A 15271-nucleotide genomic window follows, 5' to 3' on the forward strand; every position below is an offset into this window, starting at 1 on the left:
CCCCGCTCCTGGTTGGGGCCGGGGTCAAGGGACCCCGCGGTTTCGTCTAGCCTTTTCTGCGGCGAATCAGAGAGAGCGCGGGGATCAGGAGAAGCGCCACCAGGGGCAGGAGCCCCAGAGCCTCGCACCCGCCGCCTCCTCCTCCTCCCCCGCCGCCGGTGGGCGCCACCGTGGGGGCAGCCCCTCCGCTGGTGGTGAACTGGAAGGAGGAGGACCGCTCGAAGTTCTCCGCCACCACCGCCCCGTAGGGGTTGAACGCCGCCGCGGGGTCGTCGGGGTTCTGCACCGACGGGCTTTGTCCACAGTAGGACTCCTGGGCGGTTCCGCCGGGGTTGCTGGCGGTCACGTCCACCTTGTAGGTGCCTCCCGTGTAGCCGGAGACCACGGCGGAGTAGATCCCGTCGCTTGCCGTCGCGTCCCCTCCGGTCCCGTCGTCCCGGAAGGTCAGGGGCGAAACGGCCCCTGCGGGATCCGTGAGGGTTCCCACCACCGTGGCGCCCTTCAGGGCCACGCCGTTTCGGTTCACCCGGGCCAGGAGCAGCGCGGGGCGGGAGCTGGCGACGGTGCTTCCCCCGTCCGCCAGGCCCAGGGTGACGGAGTACCCCGTGCCGGTCCCGGGTTCCCCGGTGGCGGAGCAGGAGACGTCCAGGGACGCCGCGGTGACGTTGGTGAGCTGGAGGCTCCAGGTGCCCGCCGCAGGACCGCTGATCCGCTTGGAGAAGCTGATGGCCCCTCCCTGATCCTGCACGTCCCCGGAGACGATGCCCACCGCCCCTCCCGGGCCGGTCAGGGTGAGAGTCACCCCGGCTGCGGTGCCCTTCCAGCCCGCGAAGAAGGTGGCCGTCCCCAAGGTGCTGTCCACCCGGAAGGTCTTGGTGGTGGAGGCCCCCGCCGCCAGGGTTTCCTTGAAGGTGCCCAGGCTCACGGCGTCGGAGGTCTTGCCCAGGGCGGCGAAGAAGACCTGCTGGAGCGCCGCCTGATCCACCGGGGAGGCGAAGTACTGTCCCCCCGTGCCGTCGGCCAGCTGCGTCAGGGCGAAAGAGCCTGCCTGACCTCCGGCGCCGTATCCCACGGTGATGAGGGGCACCTTCTGGGCCTGGTACTCCCCGATCACCTCCCCCACGGATTTGGACGAACTGTTGTCCTCCCCGTCGGTGAGCAGGTAGGTCACCCCCAGCAGGTCCGCGCTCAGGGCGGTTTTCTGGGCCACGAACTGGCTCAGGGCGTAGGAAGCGGCATCGTAGATGGCGGTGCTCCCCCCGGAGGTGAGCCCGTTGATGGCCGCCTTGGCTGCTGCCCTCGTGGCTGCCGCGGCTGCGTCGTTCGACGCGATCAGGGTGATGGGGTAGACCTGGGAGGTGGAGTCGTCGAACTGGACGATCCCCACGTAGACGTTCTTGGGCAGGGAGTCCACCAGGTTGCAGGCTGCGGTCTTGGCGTAGGAAAGGGGCGTGGGATCGTCGGGTTTGTCCGGGTTGGTTCCCATGCTTCCCGACCGGTCCAGCACGATCTGGTAGACCATGGTGGCCTCGGCGAGCCAAAGGATCTTTAGGTTCGCCTGGGCCGCCGCCAGGTGGGTCCCGGGGGTCACGGCGTTGAGATAATCCCCGGAGGTGGTGACGGGCTTGGAGAAGCTGTACTGCACCCGGCTGGGCTTCACCGTGGTGTCCCCGCTCACCCCGTCCTGGGAGGGAGCCTGCAGCAGCACCTGCCAGCAGCTCTTGCCGTACATGCGCTTCTGCGCCGTGTCGGTGCTGGTCACGTAGAAGGCGGCGATGGAGTGGTTGAGCCACCCCCCGTCGTTGTTCTTCATGGCGTTCCACTGGCTGTTCATGATGGCGGCCCCGGAGGGGGACACGTCGCTGGACCAGGGCCAGGACCGGGGCGGGTTGGTGTAGGTGGCCACGTATTCATCGTAGAGGGCGTAGACGTAGTGTCCCGTCTCGTGCCCCAGGGTGTAGCCGCCGTTGGCCTGGCTGGTGGCGGTGGAGGCGGCTCCCACGAAGGTGGTGGAGTTGAACACGTCCCCGAAGGTGATCACCTGTCCGGGTTTGCCGTAGCCCGCGATGGCCCCGGTGGGCCAGGCGTTGGCCTTCCAGAGCACCGAGGCCTTGTCCCCGAACTTGCCGCCCTGGTAGATGTACACCGTCCCCAGGGTGTGCTGGCCGTTGGACTGCTGATAGAGGGCGTCGGCCCAGTACTTGATGACCGACTCCACCTCCAGGGCCCGGGCACGTTTCGGGTCCCCCGCAGGGACGCTGTCCGCCGAGAGGGTGTCGTGGTAGCTGATGGTCATGTCGAAGGTGGTCTTGGAGACCGCTCCCCTGGAGGCCTCCGGAAGGCCCGGGGTGTACCGGAGCCACTTCCCGCTGATCTGGACGCGGGGGGTGGAGAGGAAGGAGTTGTCCGCCAGGGCGATGGGCACCTGCACCACCGCCAGGAGAAAGGCCAGAAGGGCCAAGAGTTTTCCTGTCCTTGTGGTTCTCATGCGTTCCACCTCCTTCGGGGCCGGTCCCGGGAGGGCCCGGCTCCACGGCAGCGCGCCCTCCTGCCGCCCTTCTGCGGCCGGGGCGCCCCGTTTCCTGGGTTTGCCCGTGCGGACGGAACCTGTGTTTTCCCGACGAAGACCCCCCTCCGGAAGGATGGCAAGCGGCGCGAACACATGCAAGGCCGAGCCGGAATCATGTCTGTTTATCTTAGTGATATCCTGCGACGGCAGTCAACTGTATTGTTATTTATGAGAAAATGCGTAGGGATAAGAAAGCAGGGGATGCATCCCCGAGGGGACATGGTGGGGGAAACGTGGTAGGGTAACCGAACCTGGGTTCCTCCAGGTCTTCGAAGCCGGAGGGAGAGGGGCGACGCTGTCGGGGGGGCTCCGGGAAGAACCTCCCTCCGAGATCTCCCCACGGGAGGTGCACCGTGTATCGAGTCTTCAGCTATGCCATGGCTCTTTTCTGGGTGCTGGTGCAGCAGACCTGCCTGGGCTGCGCCCGCTGGGCCTGCGACGACCTGGAGGGGACGAAACGCCCCCTGAAGCCGTTTCTCCGGGGACAGGGGGCGTTCTTCCTGCTCCTGGCCCTTCTGGCGGCGGCGGACCTGGCGGGGCTGGTCCCCCGGCTGCACCACCACACCAACAACTCCCCCTCCCTGGTCTGGCAGTTCCTCTGCACCGCCATGTTGGTTCTCGACGGGGGCCTTCTGGCCTACGAGTGGCGTTTCTACCGCCTCCACGCTTCCGGGGCCTCCGGGGCGGGAACGGACCGGGCCTGGGAGGTCTTCCTGCTGTGGGGAGGGCTTTGCCTGGCCCTGTACGGGGTCTACTTCGCCGGGGCGGTTTCCGTGGCCTGGCGGCACTCCCTGGATTTGCGGGAATGGGGGCACCTGTGCCTCTTCTACTTCCGCATCGTCAACACCCTGTATCTGATCCTGGAGGGAAGCATGGGACTGGTGGCCTTCCTGCTGTGGAGAAACCTGCGAAGGGAGGCGGTGGGGCGTGCCCTTTCCTGAGGGGTTCTACCTGTGGGTCGCCCGCTGGGAGGGCATCGAAGGCTTCCTGGCCACCCTGGAGGTGGGGGCCAACATGCTCTGCAGCGCCGCGGACATCATCTTCGTCTTCTGGTTTCTGCGCATCGCCGACCTTGCCCGAGGAGAAGAAGGGCTTCCCCCCATCCGGTGGCGCTACGCCGTGCTGGCGGTCTGCCTGGTCCTGACCCCGGCGCTCCTGTTCTTCCAGGGCCCCCCCCTGATGGTTTGGACCTCCCTGATCCTGGGGGTGCCCTATCTGGTGCTGGCGGGCAGCGTGGTGACGGACATCCGGGGCATCGTCCGGCTGGTGCGCCGTCGGATCGAGGCGCGGAAAGCTGCCTAGACGCTCTCGGATCCGGAGGAGCGGGGCGTCCCCCGGGATGCCAAGTATCCCGCCACGGCTTCCCGGTGTTCCTCCACGTAGGGACAGCTCGGATCGCGTCCGCAGCCCCGACAGGCAAGGTCGTAGGCGGAATTCCGGGTCCCGCAGGCGGGGCAGCGGTACCGTATCGCCTGCTCCTCCTCCCAAGCCTCCGGGCCGATCTGGGCGATGCGCTCCTGGTCCTTCCAGAGATCCCGGCGGTGGGGTTTCTCCGCCTGGAAAGCCTTCAGATCCTCGCAGGGATAGTCGGCGCAGGCGCCGCAGAAGGCCACGCCCCGGGATTGGGCGCAGTCCCGGAAGGAACAGGAGGCACAGGGGGCGAAGAGCACGGCGCTTCGGCACCCCTCGCATCGGACCTGCTCGGGGGACAGGCCCATCAGGCCCGCCAGGTGCTGGAGCCGTTCGGGGTCTTCCGTGCTCCCGATGAAGACCGAACAACTGCGGCAGAACAGGCCGCAGACCGAGGCGGTTGGGGGTATCGCCACGGTTTCCCATCCTTCTCCCGAATCCAGAGGCCTTTCTTCCTTTGCCGCCACGATCGTCCCTCCTCTTTGGGGTGAAGCAGAGAGCGCAAGGGGAGCCCGGCTCTTTCTCCGGTCCCCGTCCGATTCCTCCGGGGCGCTCAGAACACCTTGGATCCGATCTTCGCCTCCCGGGCGGGAGTGAGGAAGGTGGCCTCCCCGCTTTCTGCCCCCGGGACCTGTACCCCCAGGATCAGCACCTCCGAGGTGACCTCCCCCACCTGCCGGGGTCCGAAGTTCAACACCCCCAGGACGAGGCTGCCCACCAACTCCTCCGGGCCGTGCTGGGTGAAGCGCCCCACGCTGGTGCGGCGTCCGAACTTTCCGAAATCCACCACCATCCGATAGGCCGGTTTCGGGGCGGAGGGCTCCCTTTCTGCGGAGAGCACTCTCCCCAGGCGGATGTCCAACCGGTCGAAGGTTTCCTCCTTCGACGTCGTTGGCTTGGTCTCCTGTGCCATGGTTTTTTCCTCCTTCACGTGGGATGCCGGCCCCGGGTGTCGGCGACGCTGCGCGACCCCGGGGAGGGGGTTTGCCCTTTGCCCCGCAAGCGGGCCCGACGCATCCAGGATCCTCCCGAAGCGGAGTCGGGTCAACGGAGGGAGCGAAGGGGAGGGAAGGTTCTGATTTGCGCGAAATTGACGGAATCGGCTTGACGATGGATTCTATTCGCGTATACTGCATGCTGTACCGGGGCATTGCCCCCCGAGGGAGGGAAAAGGACATGGAAAGGAATCAGGCGGAAAAGGCTCTCGCCGAGGCGCTGGGCGCCGTGGCGGTCTCCGCGGGCTCCATCACCGCAGCCACGTACGGCATCGCCAAGGCCTGCCTGCAGTTTCTGGGCTAGGCGGCACACTTCGACTTCATCCCTTTCGGGCGGGGGCCTTCGGGCCCCCGCCTTCGCCTTATGGACCCTCCGCCCCCAAAGGCTCCCGGTCCCTTGCGGGGCGGGAGAACAACTCCCTTAGGGCCAGCCGCGTCAACCTCCCGGGGGTTTCGTCCTCTCGGACCAGGAGGCGAAACCACCGGAAAACCCGGAAGGGGGGCTTGGCGACGCCAAGATCTCCTCTCTCTAGCTCGCGGGCGACCGCCCTCTCGGAGATCCACCCCAGCCCCATGCCTGCTGCAACCAGCCCCTTGATGGTTTCGGTGTGGCCGATTTCCATCACCGAGGCCAGGACGATCCCTTCCTGAAGGAGGGCTTCCTCCAGGGTACTTCGTGTGCCCGAGCCTGCCTCGCGCAGAATCCAGCGTTGTCCCTCCAGATCCGTCCAGTCCAAAAGCTCTGCCCCTGCCAGGGGGTGTTTCGGGGGAGTCACCACCACCAGTTCGTCCCGAAGCCAGGGTGTTTCCCTGAGTCCCGTCGTGTCCGTGGTCCCCTCCACCGCTCCCAGGTCCGCTTCGCCGCTTTGGACCCGTTTTGCCGCGTCGGTGGTGTTCCCCACCCAAAGCCGCAGGTCCACCCCCGGGTATCGGCGATGGAAGGCGGTGATGCGCTCCGGAAGGGCATAGACGGCCACGGTGGTGCTGCACGCCAGGTTCAGGATGCCCGAAGGCTCCCGGTCTCCCCGGGCCTCCCGGGTGAACCGATCCGCCGCACCCAGCACCGCCTCCCCGTATTCCTGGAGGTTGCGTCCCCGTTCGTTGAGGACCAGGCCCCGGCCGACGCGGTGAAAGAGGGGCCCTCCCAAGGTCCGTTCCAGCTCCCCCAGGGCCATGCTGGCTCCGGACTGGCCGATCCCCAGGTGTTCCGCCGCCCGGGTCAGGTTCCCCCTCCGGGCGATCTCCACGAATACCTCCAGCTGTCTCAGGCTCACGTCCAGGGCCGTCCTCCCCCTTTCGGCATAAGTATCATTTTTTATGATTATACATTTGGAATTTATCGTTTGGACTCAGGACTATGGGGGGGATAGCTTGGTTTGGACACGAGCCTCCCTTTCGGGGGAGGAGTCTGCGTGGAAGAAGGGAAGGATGAAGCATGGGGGGACGGATCCCCGGACTGGCGGCAGCGGCGTGCCTGGGGTTGGGAGCGTGGGGGCTCGGGCACTTGGACGGGGTGAGGGGGTGGGGGTTTTCTTCCCTGACCCTGGCCATCCTGGGGGGGATGCTTCTGGGGAACACGGTCTATCCCCGGTGGGAGGACCGATGCGGTCCGGGGGTTCAATTTGCCCAGAAAACCCTGCTTCGGTGGGGAGTGGTGCTCTTCGGGTTCCGCCTGACCCTGGGGGACGTGGCCACGGTGGGGTGGCGGGGAGCGGTGACGGATCTCCTGGTGGTGGCCTCCACCCTTCTGCTTGCCCGGGTCGTGGGCAGCGCGCTGGGGATGGACCGGCGAACGACTCTTCTGGTGGGGACGGGGAGTTCCGTCTGCGGAGCCGCGGCGGTGATGGCGGCGGAAGAGGTGGTGCAGGGCGGCCCCGATCGGGTGGTCGTGGCGGTCTCCACCGTGGTGGTCTTCGGGACCTTGGCTCTGTTCCTCTACCCCCTGCTCTATCCTTGGGGGGTGGCCTGGGGCCTGTGGGAAAGCGACGGCCTGGGGTACGGCCTGTACGTGGGGTCCACGGTGCACGAGGTGGCTCAGGTGGTGGCGGCGGGGCGGGCGGTGGGTCCCGAGGCGGCGGGCTTTGCGGTGATCGTCAAGATGATTCGGGTGATGTTTCTGGTCCCGCTGCTGCCGGTGCTTTCCCTGATTCTGCCTCCCCTGGAGGGGGAGAAGGGGAAGCGGGTGGTGGTTCCCTGGTTCGTCCTGGGGTTTGCCGCGGCGGTAGGGCTGCATTCCCTGGGGTGGGTCCCCGAGGGGGTCGTCCGGGGGCTGTTGCTTGCGGGGGATCTCTTTCTGGCTGCCGCCATGGCGGCGCTGGGGTTGTCCTCCCGCGTCACGGCGGTGCGAAGGGCGGGATGCAAGCCCCTGATCCTGGCGGGGGTTCTGTTTCTCTGGCTCCTTGTGGGAGGGGGGGTCTTCAACTGGACCGGAAAAGTCTGGATGGGATGAACCTTCGAACTCCAAGGGTTGTCATGGGGGAATGAAGGAGCTATACTCCCCGTTAGTTTGGGACCTCAAACTAGAGACCGTTCCTTTGGAGGGATGTGCTGTGTGGCGTTACGGCAAACACCCGGTGGGGTGGCTGTTGTTGGTTTTGGTTTCGATCCTGGCCCTGGGCGGGTGCGGCGGCGGCAGCGACAAACAGGCTGCCCTGGCCCCCTGGGAGGGGACCTGGAAGAGCCTTTCCGTGTATCTGGACGATCCTGCCCTGACGCCTTCCTGCGAGGCTGTGGCGGCCCACAACGCGGCCTACACGCCCCAGGGGGTCTTGGGTTTCCTGAAGAAGATGTACCGGTGCGATTTTGCCGGGATGGTGGTGAAGGGGGATTCCGTGACCTTCCGCAAGGTGGACGGTTCCGTGCTGGGGACCGTTTCGTACCGATCCGCGGGCACGGCCCCCATCCTCGGGCACGACAAGCCCTGGCACCTTTTCGAGGCCGTGGGGAACCCGGGGGAGGCGTATCGTTACCTCGCCCTGGTGGAGGTCCATTCCGACGGCCCCGACGCGATGAAGCACTGGCACCTGCGCTACGGCAACACGAGCCTGGAGGCTCTGGTGGGCAGCGGGGCGGACGCCACCTGGTGGCCCACCATGGCGGCGGAGGACACCACGGCGGCGGCGGTGGCGGCGGATCTGGGGAGCGAGGCGGAGGCATTTGCCCAGTTCCTGGGAAACCCCTGGACTCCTTGGCTGGGGACCTGGGTTTCCGTGTCTTCCTATTTGGATGACCCCGCCATGGAGGCGGCCTACGCCGCCGTCGTCGCAGAGGCGACGAAGCTGGGCAAGTCCTACGACACTGCCTCGGTGAAGGCCTTCTTCAAGGGGATGCTTCATACCCCCTTCGCCTTGGTGCGGATCTCTGCGGACGCCACGGTGTTCCTGACGGCCGACGGCACCGAGCTGGGGCGGGGCGGCTACGTGTACCAGGGCGTGGTCCCCATGCCGGGATTCGAGGGATCCCTGTGGGACCACTGGACGGCCACCGGATCCTCCCCTGCCGGATACGGGCGGATCCTGACCACGGCGGTGCATTCCGACGGTCCCGAGGCGATGAAGCACTGGCACATGCGTTTTGGAGACGCCTCGCTGCAGGACCTGGTGAACCCCAGCAATCCCATGTGGTTCCCCACCTGCGTGAAGCCCGAGACCACCGCTGCGGTGTTTGCGGAGGACGTAAAGGGAGAGGCGGCGGCCTACGCGGCCTTCCTCCCCTGAGGATAAGGGAAGCAGACGTTTCTTCAAGGGACATCGGCGCCGAGTCGGGGCATTGCCCCCGTCTCGGCGCTGTTTTGTGGCGGGGGAGGAGGGGAAGGAGTATCCTCGCGCCAGAACGGGCAGGGAAGCTGCCCTTGACCGGGGGGAGGGTTGGCCGTGCTGTTTCTGGTGGTGAGCAGCCCGACGCCGGACCTGAACGAGGAGGTCCGGCGTCGGCGTCGGGAGTTCCGCGACTGGATCCGAGAGCTTCAGGAAAAGGGGAAGGTCCTGCACTACTACCCCCGCATCGCCCGGGGATCCGTGGTGGTGTTCGACGTGGTCTCCAACGAGGAGCTTCACGCCCTTCTCTCCCAGTGGCTGGAGTTCGTGGAGGTGCGGTTCGACCTCTACCCCCTGGTGGCGCCGGGGGAGGCAGAGCGCCCGGGGGACTGAGGGTGCCGGGTCGGGAAGGGGCCGGAGGAGGGGAGCCCCTCCTCCGGCGTGGGTCTACAGGGCCTCCAGGTCCAGGAGCTGGAGGATGTGGCCGTTGTCCAGGGTCACCGCCCCGGTGACGAACCGCCGAGCCGGGGAGGGAAGCGCCTCTCCCTGCGACTCCGTTTCGGAGGGCTCCTGGGGTTCCTCCGCCAGGGCCCGGATCCGATCCGCCGGGATGCTCTCCACCCCCACCACCGCGTCCACCAGGTAGGCCAGGGTTCCTTCCGTCACCCCCGAGTCCGTCACCAGGAGGCGCTGGCTCGATGCCTCCCGGTCTCCCTCGGGCAGGCCGAAGCGCCGCCTCAGGCTCACCACCGTGAGGGCTTCGCCCCGGAGGCTCATGGTGCCCTCCACGTGGGGCGGCGTCCCGGGGACGGCGGCCACGGGGCCCAGACGGGTGATTTCCCGGACCCGCTCCAGGGGCAGGCCGAACCAGCGCCCGTCCACCTCGAAGACGATGCAGGTCTGTTCCTCCCGGGCAGCGCCTTCCCCCTCCCGTTCCCCCCCTTGGGTCCCCTCCCGTCCCTCCGGGGCGTACAGTTCCAGGTCCGCCCCGTCCACCAGGACCTCCTTGTCCAGCAGACCGATGAGTTTTCCCTGCACCTCCGCCACCCCCAGGACGGCGGCAACGCCGTCGGTGGTCCGGATCAGGGGAGGAGGGGGCTGGAGGTCCGACGCGGTGAACTCCAGGACCTCCCGGATGGCGTCCACCAGGAGCCCCGCCCGGGTGGCCCCGTACTCCACCAGGACGATCTTGGCCGATGGGGGGGGATCGGCCCGGGCGGGCATGCCCAGCTTTGCGGCGGGGTCCACCACGGGGACCACGCTGCCCCGGACGCTTAGGACTCCCTTCACGTAGGGGGCCGTCTCGGGGATGCGGTAGGGTTCCGCGTAGTGGAGGATCTCCCGGACCGAGGCCAGGGGGAGGGCGTAATCCGTCCCCTGGAGGTCGAAGACCACCACGGAATGCCAATCCTGCCGGTGTCCTCCCTCCCGGCCGGCGGTTTCCTGGCGGGTCCCGCAGATCCGGCGGATCCGGGCCAGGTCCTCCCCCAAGAGGCTTCGGGGATCCAGGAGGGGCACCAGTCGGTCCCCCGAATGGAGCACCCGGCTTACCAACCCGCCGAAGCGGTTTCCGTCCTGCTCCTGCACCGTCCCCTCCAGGGTCGCCACCTGGGCGGCCTCTCCGATGAGGAGGCCGAAGCGGAACCCCTCCACCTCCACCACCAGGATCTCCTTCTCCTCCCCCGGAGTCCCGAGCCCCAGCCGATCCGCCAGGTCCAGCACGGGGATCAGGGTATCCCTCAGGTTCATGAGCCCCCGGATGGTGGGAGGGGAACCGGGCACCGAGGTGATGGGGGGACGCCGGACGATCTCCCTCACCATTTCCAGGGGAACGGCGAACCGTTCGTCCCGAAGGCGGATCTCCACGTATCCCGTCCTGCAGCCGTCCTTCATGCGCATCCCCTCTCTTCTTCGGGTTCGGGGTCGTCTCGCATTCAGGACCCCTTTTAGTATAGCGCAACGGCGAAACGACGGGACCTGCCCGACCCTTCGGGGTACCGGACTTCCCTTTTTCCCCGAGGAGTCGTACAATGCCTTCCAATCCCGGTCCCCCGATTCCATTCGTCGGGGAGAAGGGTGCCGTTACTGAAACGCCTTCCCCGGGGCTTTCTTCGCGGAGAAGCCCCACCCCCTCAGGGTTTCCGTGGATTCATCGTGGCAGGTTCGTCGCCTCCGGCGGCGGGCCGGTTCGTGCGTTCCCTTGGGACTTCCGAGGGGCGGCTGTCGTGGACGGGCGAGGAGCGGAAGGCATGGAGACCATCATCGAAGTGCGGGGCTTGGGAAAACGCTACGGGGACCTGGAGGTCCTGCGGGGCGTGGACTTCGCCCTGGAACCGGGGGACGTGTTCGGCGTCGTGGGGCACTCCGGGGCGGGGAAGTCCACCCTCCTGCGGTGTCTCAACGGGCTGGAGGACTACCAGGAGGGCAGCGTCCGGGTGCTGGGCCGGGAGGTCCGGGAGCTGGACGAAGGAGGGTTGAAGGCCCTCCGGCGGGACATGGGGATGATCTTCCAGAACTTCAACCTCATGGAACGGCGCACCGTAGGGGAGAACGTGACCTTTCCCCTGGAGGTGTGGGGGACCCCGCCCCGGGAGCGGGAGGCCCGGGTGACGGAGCTGCTGGAGCTGGTGGGGCTGCCGGACAAGCGGGACCAGAAGCCCCGGGCCTTGAGCGGCGGCCAGAAGCAGCGGGTGGGCATCGCCCGAGCCCTGGCCCTGAACCCCCGGGTGCTCCTCTGCGACGAGGCCACCTCCGCCCTGGACCCCAAGACCACCCTTTCCATCCTGGACCTGCTCATGGACGTGAACCGGCGCTTCGGCCTCACCCTGGTGGTGGTGACCCACCAGATGGAAGTGGTGAAGCGGATCTGCAACAAAGTGGTGCTCCTGGACGGGGGGGTGGTCCAGGGGGCGGGGGAGACGGAATCCCTCTTCCTCTCCCCGCCGGAGGGGCTGAAGAAGCTCGTCCAGGACGACTACGCCTACATCCCCTCGGGGATCAACCTGCGCCTCCTCTTCCCTCGGGAGATCGCCAAGGAAAGCGTCATCACCGCCATGGCCCGGGAGCTGGACATCGACTTCTCCGTGGTGGGGGGCAAGCTGGAGCGATACCGGGACGACGTGCTGGGCTACCTGATCGTCAATCTGCGCCGGGAGGACCTGCCCCGGGTGGAGGCCTACCTGGGGCGCAACGGCCTCTTCTGGGAGGTGATGGACCGTGATTGAGGAACTGCTTCGGGCGCTGGGGGAGACCCTCTACATGGTCTCCGTGTCCACGGTCCTCTCCGTGGCCTTCGGCTTCGCCCTGGCGGTGGTGCTGGTGCTCACCCGCAAGGGAGGGCTGGCACCCCATCGGGGGGTCTACGAGTCCCTGAGCTTCGCGGTGAACCTGCTCCGATCCTTCCCTTTCATCATCCTCCTGATCGCCCTCATCCCCCTCACCCGGGCGCTGGTGGGAACCTCCATCGGCAGCACCGCCTCCATCGTCCCCCTGACCCTGGCGGCGGTCCCCTTCGTGGCCCGGATCATGGAGGGAAGCCTCCTGGAGGTGGACCCGGGGGTGGTGGAGGCCGCCCGGTCCTTCGGGGCGGGGAACCGGTGCATCGTCTTCCGGGTCCTGGTGGCGGAGGCCCTGCCCGCCCTGGTGCTGGACGTGGCGGTGGTGGCCATCAACCTCCTGGGCTACTCCGCCATGGCGGGGGTCGTGGGGGGCGGCGGCCTGGGGGACCTGGCCATCAAGTACGGCTACAACCGCTTCCAGACCGACGTGATGATCCAGTCGGTGGTGCTGCTCATCCTGGTGGTGCAGGTCATGCAGAGCCTGGGGGATCGCATCCACCGGAGGCTGCGATGAGTTCCTCTTCCCGAAAGGCAGGTGGTGCCGCCCCATGATGGACCCGGACATGCGATCCTGCCTGCGGATCCACTCCCGTCCCCTGCCCGCTTTCCTGCGGGCGTGATTCACCACAAGAGGAGGAAAAACTGTTGAAGAAGACCCTGTTCGCCCTGCTGTTCGCCCTGCTGCTGCCCGCTTTCGCCGCCTTCGGAGCGGATCGCCAGAAGATCGTCATGGGGGTCACCCCCTTTCCCCACAAGGACATCATGGAGATCGTGAAGACCCTCCTGGCCAAGCAGGGTTTCGACCTGGAGATCAAGGAGTTCACGGACTACGTGCAGCCCAACGTCGCCCTGGGGGAGAAGAGCCTGGACGCCAACTTCTTCCAGCACGTCCCCTACCTGGACAACATGAACAAGGAGAAGGGCCTGAACCTGACCTGGGTGGCGAAGGTGCACATCGAACCCCTGGGCCTGTACTCCAAGAAGATCAAGAAGATCGAGGAGCTGAAGAAGGGAGACACCATCGCCATCCCCAACGATCCCACCAACGGGGCCCGGGCGCTTCGGCTTCTGGCCAAGAACGGCCTCATCCAGGTGAAGGCGGGGGAGCTGGTCACCGCCAAGGACGTGACCGCCAACCCCAAGTCCCTGAAGATCGTGGAGCTGGACGCGGCGCAGCTGCCCCGGACCCTGCAGGACGTGACCGCCTCGGTGATCAACACCAACTTCGCCGTGGAGGGGGGGCTGGTGCCCTCCAAGGACGCCCTCATCCGGGAGGGCAAGGATTCCCCCTACGCCAACGTGGTGGCGGTGCGCAAGGCGGATGCGGACAAGCCCTGGGTGAAGGCCCTGGTGAAGGCCTGCAACTCCCCGGAGGTGAAGAAGTTCGTCCAGACCCAGCTGGTCCCCAAGGGCATCTTCCCGGCGTTCTAGAACCGGGGATTACAGGATCGGTGGGGCGGGTTCCCTCGGGGGCCCGCCCCTTTTGTTTTTTGGGGGAGCCCTCTTGACGGGAAATCCCAGAAGACCGAGACTACCTACCGTTAGGTAGGTGGTGGAGATGATGGTGGACCGACTCAAGGAAGCGGCCCTGGAACTGTTCGCGTGGAGGGGCTACGAAGGGACGTCCCTGACGGGCGTGGCGGGGGCGGTGGGGATCAAGAAACCCTCCATCTACGCCCACTACGGGAGCAAGATGGACCTGTTCCTGTCTGTGGCGGGCTGGGTTTCCCGGGAGTACCGGCAGTTTTGGGATCGGTCCCTGAAAGAGGCCGAGGGAATGCGAGGAGACGAGGTGCCCCTGTTCCTCTTCCAGCGGGTCGTGGGTTTCTTCTCGCAGGACCCCGCACGGCTCGCCTTTTTTCTTCGCCTTTGGGTCTTCCCTCCCGACGACGACCCCGAATTGGAATCGGCCCTGGACATCCTGCGGGAGAACAACCGGAGGATTGTGGAGACCGTAACGGGAATCGTTCGCCGGGGGGTGGAATCCCGGCTCTTCCGGGAGGTGGATCCGGAGGCCGCCACCCACTTGATCTTCTGCCTGTTGGACGGATACCTGCTGCGTACCCTCCGTCCCCTGGAATACGATTACACGGCGGAACTGCCCCGGCTTCTGGATTTGCTGATGGAAGGGCTTCGGGCGCCGGGGGAACGGGGGGGCGAGGCGCGATGAGGGGACGTCCTTCCGGAAGGCCGGGGCTGCTGCTCCTGGCGGTGCTGGTGGCGGCGGCGGGAATGGCGGCGGTGGCCTGGTGCGCCGCGGGGGAGCATGGGGAGTCTCCCGGGGCGGAGCTGTGGGGGCGAGGGGATGCCAAGGAGGTGGACGTGAACTCCCGGGTAGCGGGGAGGGTGGTGGACCTTCTGGTTCGGGAGGGGGAGCTGGTGAGCCGCGACGCCGTTCTGGCCCGGATCGACAATCGGGATCTCCGTGCCCGACTGGATCAGGCCCGAGAGGCGGAGAAGGCCCTTTCGGCCCAACTCGCCCAGGCGGACACCGCCACGGTCTACCAGGCCCAGGCGGCCCGTGCGGTCCTGGCCATCGCCACGGCCCAACGCAGGAAGGCGGAGGCGGACCTGAACCTGGCGACGAAGGACTACCGACGCTACCAGGAGCTCCTCGCGGAAAACGTGGTGTCCCGACAGGTCTTCGAGGCCAACGAGACCCGTTTTCTGGTGAGCCGAGCCCTGCTGGCCCAGGCCCAGGGGGCGGAGGAATCCGCCCGGGCGGGACTGCTCCAGGTGGCCATGAACCGGGACAACAGGGATGCGGTGGCGCGGAAGCTGGAGCAGGCCCGGGCCGCGGTTCGGGAGGCTCAGGTCTTCGTGGACGAGTCGAAGATCCGGGCTCCCTTCGACGGCATCGTCACCACGAAATACGTGGAGGAGGGTGCCATGGTCTCCACCGGGATGCCCCTGGTGGCGATCCAGGACCCCGGGGACAACTGGGTGGACCTGAAGATCCGGGAGACGGAGCTGGACCGGTACCCCCTGGGGGCGACGGTCCACCTGGAGGGGCGGGATGGTCGGACCCGGGTGCTCGGGCGCATTGCGGACGTGAGCCACAAGGCGGAGTTCGCCACGTACCGGGCCACGGATGAGCGGGGGGAGACGGACACGGTCACCTTCAACGTGAAGATCCAGACCGACGCGGCGTCGGTCCGCCCCGGGATGCGCTTTCGGGTCCTGGGGGTGGAGAAGGACCGCTGA

The 15271-nt window shown here is 67.1% G+C and carries 16 protein-coding genes; 11 read left to right on the forward strand and 5 right to left on the reverse strand.

Going from position 1 to position 15271, the window contains the following annotated elements:
- Nucleotides 1–46 precede the first annotated feature (46 nt).
- A complete protein-coding gene (locus APAU_RS03490; RefSeq protein ID WP_006300303.1) occupies nucleotides 47–2488 on the reverse strand; it encodes a VWA domain-containing protein in 2442 nt (813 codons plus the stop codon).
- A 434-nt stretch (nucleotides 2489–2922) separates the two neighbouring features.
- Here APAU_RS03490 and APAU_RS03500 point away from each other — a divergent pair, with 434 nt between their 5' ends.
- Nucleotides 2923–3510 (forward strand): hypothetical protein, encoded by a 588-nt coding sequence (locus tag APAU_RS03500; RefSeq protein ID WP_006300304.1) that lies wholly within the window; start codon nucleotides 2923–2925, stop codon nucleotides 3508–3510.
- Nucleotides 3497–3871, forward strand: coding sequence for a hypothetical protein (locus tag APAU_RS03505; protein WP_006300305.1), 375 nt, complete (start codon nucleotides 3497–3499; stop codon nucleotides 3869–3871). The genes APAU_RS03500 and APAU_RS03505 overlap by 14 nt, the downstream gene beginning before the upstream one ends.
- Here the strand turns inward: APAU_RS03505 and APAU_RS03510 are convergent.
- Together APAU_RS03510 and APAU_RS03515 are read right to left on the reverse strand one after the other, a co-directional pair.
- On the reverse strand, nucleotides 3868–4395 hold the full coding sequence (locus APAU_RS03510; protein ID WP_198004031.1) for a DUF3795 domain-containing protein: 528 nt from the start codon (nucleotides 4393–4395) through the stop codon (nucleotides 3868–3870). The genes APAU_RS03505 and APAU_RS03510 overlap by 4 nt on opposite strands.
- A gap of 137 nt (nucleotides 4396–4532) precedes the next feature.
- Nucleotides 4533–4892 (reverse strand): tRNA-binding protein, encoded by a 360-nt coding sequence (locus tag APAU_RS03515; RefSeq protein ID WP_006300307.1) that lies wholly within the window; start codon nucleotides 4890–4892, stop codon nucleotides 4533–4535.
- Between the two features lie 263 nt (nucleotides 4893–5155).
- Here APAU_RS03515 and APAU_RS14565 point away from each other — a divergent pair, with 263 nt between their 5' ends.
- Entirely contained in the window at nucleotides 5156–5278 is a 123-nt protein-coding gene (locus tag APAU_RS14565) for a hypothetical protein (RefSeq protein ID WP_269490247.1), read from the forward strand.
- A gap of 58 nt (nucleotides 5279–5336) precedes the next feature.
- On the opposite strand, the gene APAU_RS03525 is transcribed toward APAU_RS14565, so the two are convergent.
- Entirely contained in the window at nucleotides 5337–6248 is a 912-nt protein-coding gene (locus APAU_RS03525) for a LysR family transcriptional regulator (protein ID WP_006300309.1), read from the reverse strand.
- Between the two features lie 161 nt (nucleotides 6249–6409).
- On the opposite strand from APAU_RS03525, the gene APAU_RS03530 reads away from it, so the two are divergent.
- The 3 genes from APAU_RS03530 to APAU_RS03540 all read left to right on the forward strand — a co-directional run bounded on the left by APAU_RS03530 (nucleotide 6410) and on the right by APAU_RS03540 (nucleotide 9122).
- A complete protein-coding gene (locus APAU_RS03530) occupies nucleotides 6410–7423 on the forward strand; it encodes a YeiH family protein (RefSeq protein ID WP_006300310.1) in 1014 nt (337 codons plus the stop codon).
- A gap of 100 nt (nucleotides 7424–7523) precedes the next feature.
- Complete coding sequence (locus tag APAU_RS03535; protein ID WP_006300311.1) at nucleotides 7524–8690, forward strand: ZinT/AdcA family metal-binding protein; 1167 nt, start codon at nucleotides 7524–7526, stop codon at nucleotides 8688–8690.
- Between the two features lie 156 nt (nucleotides 8691–8846).
- Complete coding sequence (locus tag APAU_RS03540; RefSeq protein WP_006300312.1) at nucleotides 8847–9122, forward strand: DUF3303 family protein; 276 nt, start codon at nucleotides 8847–8849, stop codon at nucleotides 9120–9122.
- 54 nt (nucleotides 9123–9176) lie between these two features.
- Here APAU_RS03540 and APAU_RS03545 read toward each other — a convergent pair whose 3' ends face one another.
- Nucleotides 9177–10622, reverse strand: coding sequence for a chemotaxis protein CheW (locus tag APAU_RS03545; protein ID WP_006300313.1), 1446 nt, complete (start codon nucleotides 10620–10622; stop codon nucleotides 9177–9179).
- Nucleotides 10623–10978: 356 nt separating this feature from the next.
- Here APAU_RS03545 and APAU_RS14570 point away from each other — a divergent pair, with 356 nt between their 5' ends.
- From APAU_RS14570 to APAU_RS03570, 5 genes are all read left to right on the forward strand, one after another.
- Nucleotides 10979–11953, forward strand: coding sequence for a methionine ABC transporter ATP-binding protein (locus APAU_RS14570; protein WP_006300314.1), 975 nt, complete (start codon nucleotides 10979–10981; stop codon nucleotides 11951–11953).
- Nucleotides 11946–12581, forward strand: a complete 636-nt coding sequence (locus APAU_RS03555) for a methionine ABC transporter permease (RefSeq protein WP_006300315.1) — start codon at nucleotides 11946–11948, stop codon at nucleotides 12579–12581. The genes APAU_RS14570 and APAU_RS03555 overlap by 8 nt, the downstream gene beginning before the upstream one ends.
- Before the next feature lie 131 nt (nucleotides 12582–12712).
- Nucleotides 12713–13498: a MetQ/NlpA family ABC transporter substrate-binding protein gene (locus APAU_RS03560; protein ID WP_006300316.1), complete on the forward strand. Its 786-nt coding sequence runs from the start codon at nucleotides 12713–12715 to the stop codon at nucleotides 13496–13498.
- Between the two features lie 127 nt (nucleotides 13499–13625).
- The gene (locus APAU_RS14575; protein WP_006300317.1) at nucleotides 13626–14237 is read left to right on the forward strand and encodes a TetR/AcrR family transcriptional regulator; all 612 of its coding nucleotides are present in this window, start codon (nucleotides 13626–13628) and stop codon (nucleotides 14235–14237) included.
- Nucleotides 14234–15271 carry an HlyD family secretion protein gene (locus APAU_RS03570; RefSeq protein WP_006300318.1) on the forward strand — a complete coding sequence of 346 codons (1038 nt, stop codon included), beginning with the start codon at nucleotides 14234–14236 and terminating at the stop codon, nucleotides 15269–15271. The genes APAU_RS14575 and APAU_RS03570 overlap by 4 nt, the downstream gene beginning before the upstream one ends.

It is taken from the genome of Aminomonas paucivorans DSM 12260 (assembly GCF_000165795.1).
Lineage (GTDB): Bacteria > Synergistota > Synergistia > Synergistales > Synergistaceae > Aminomonas > Aminomonas paucivorans.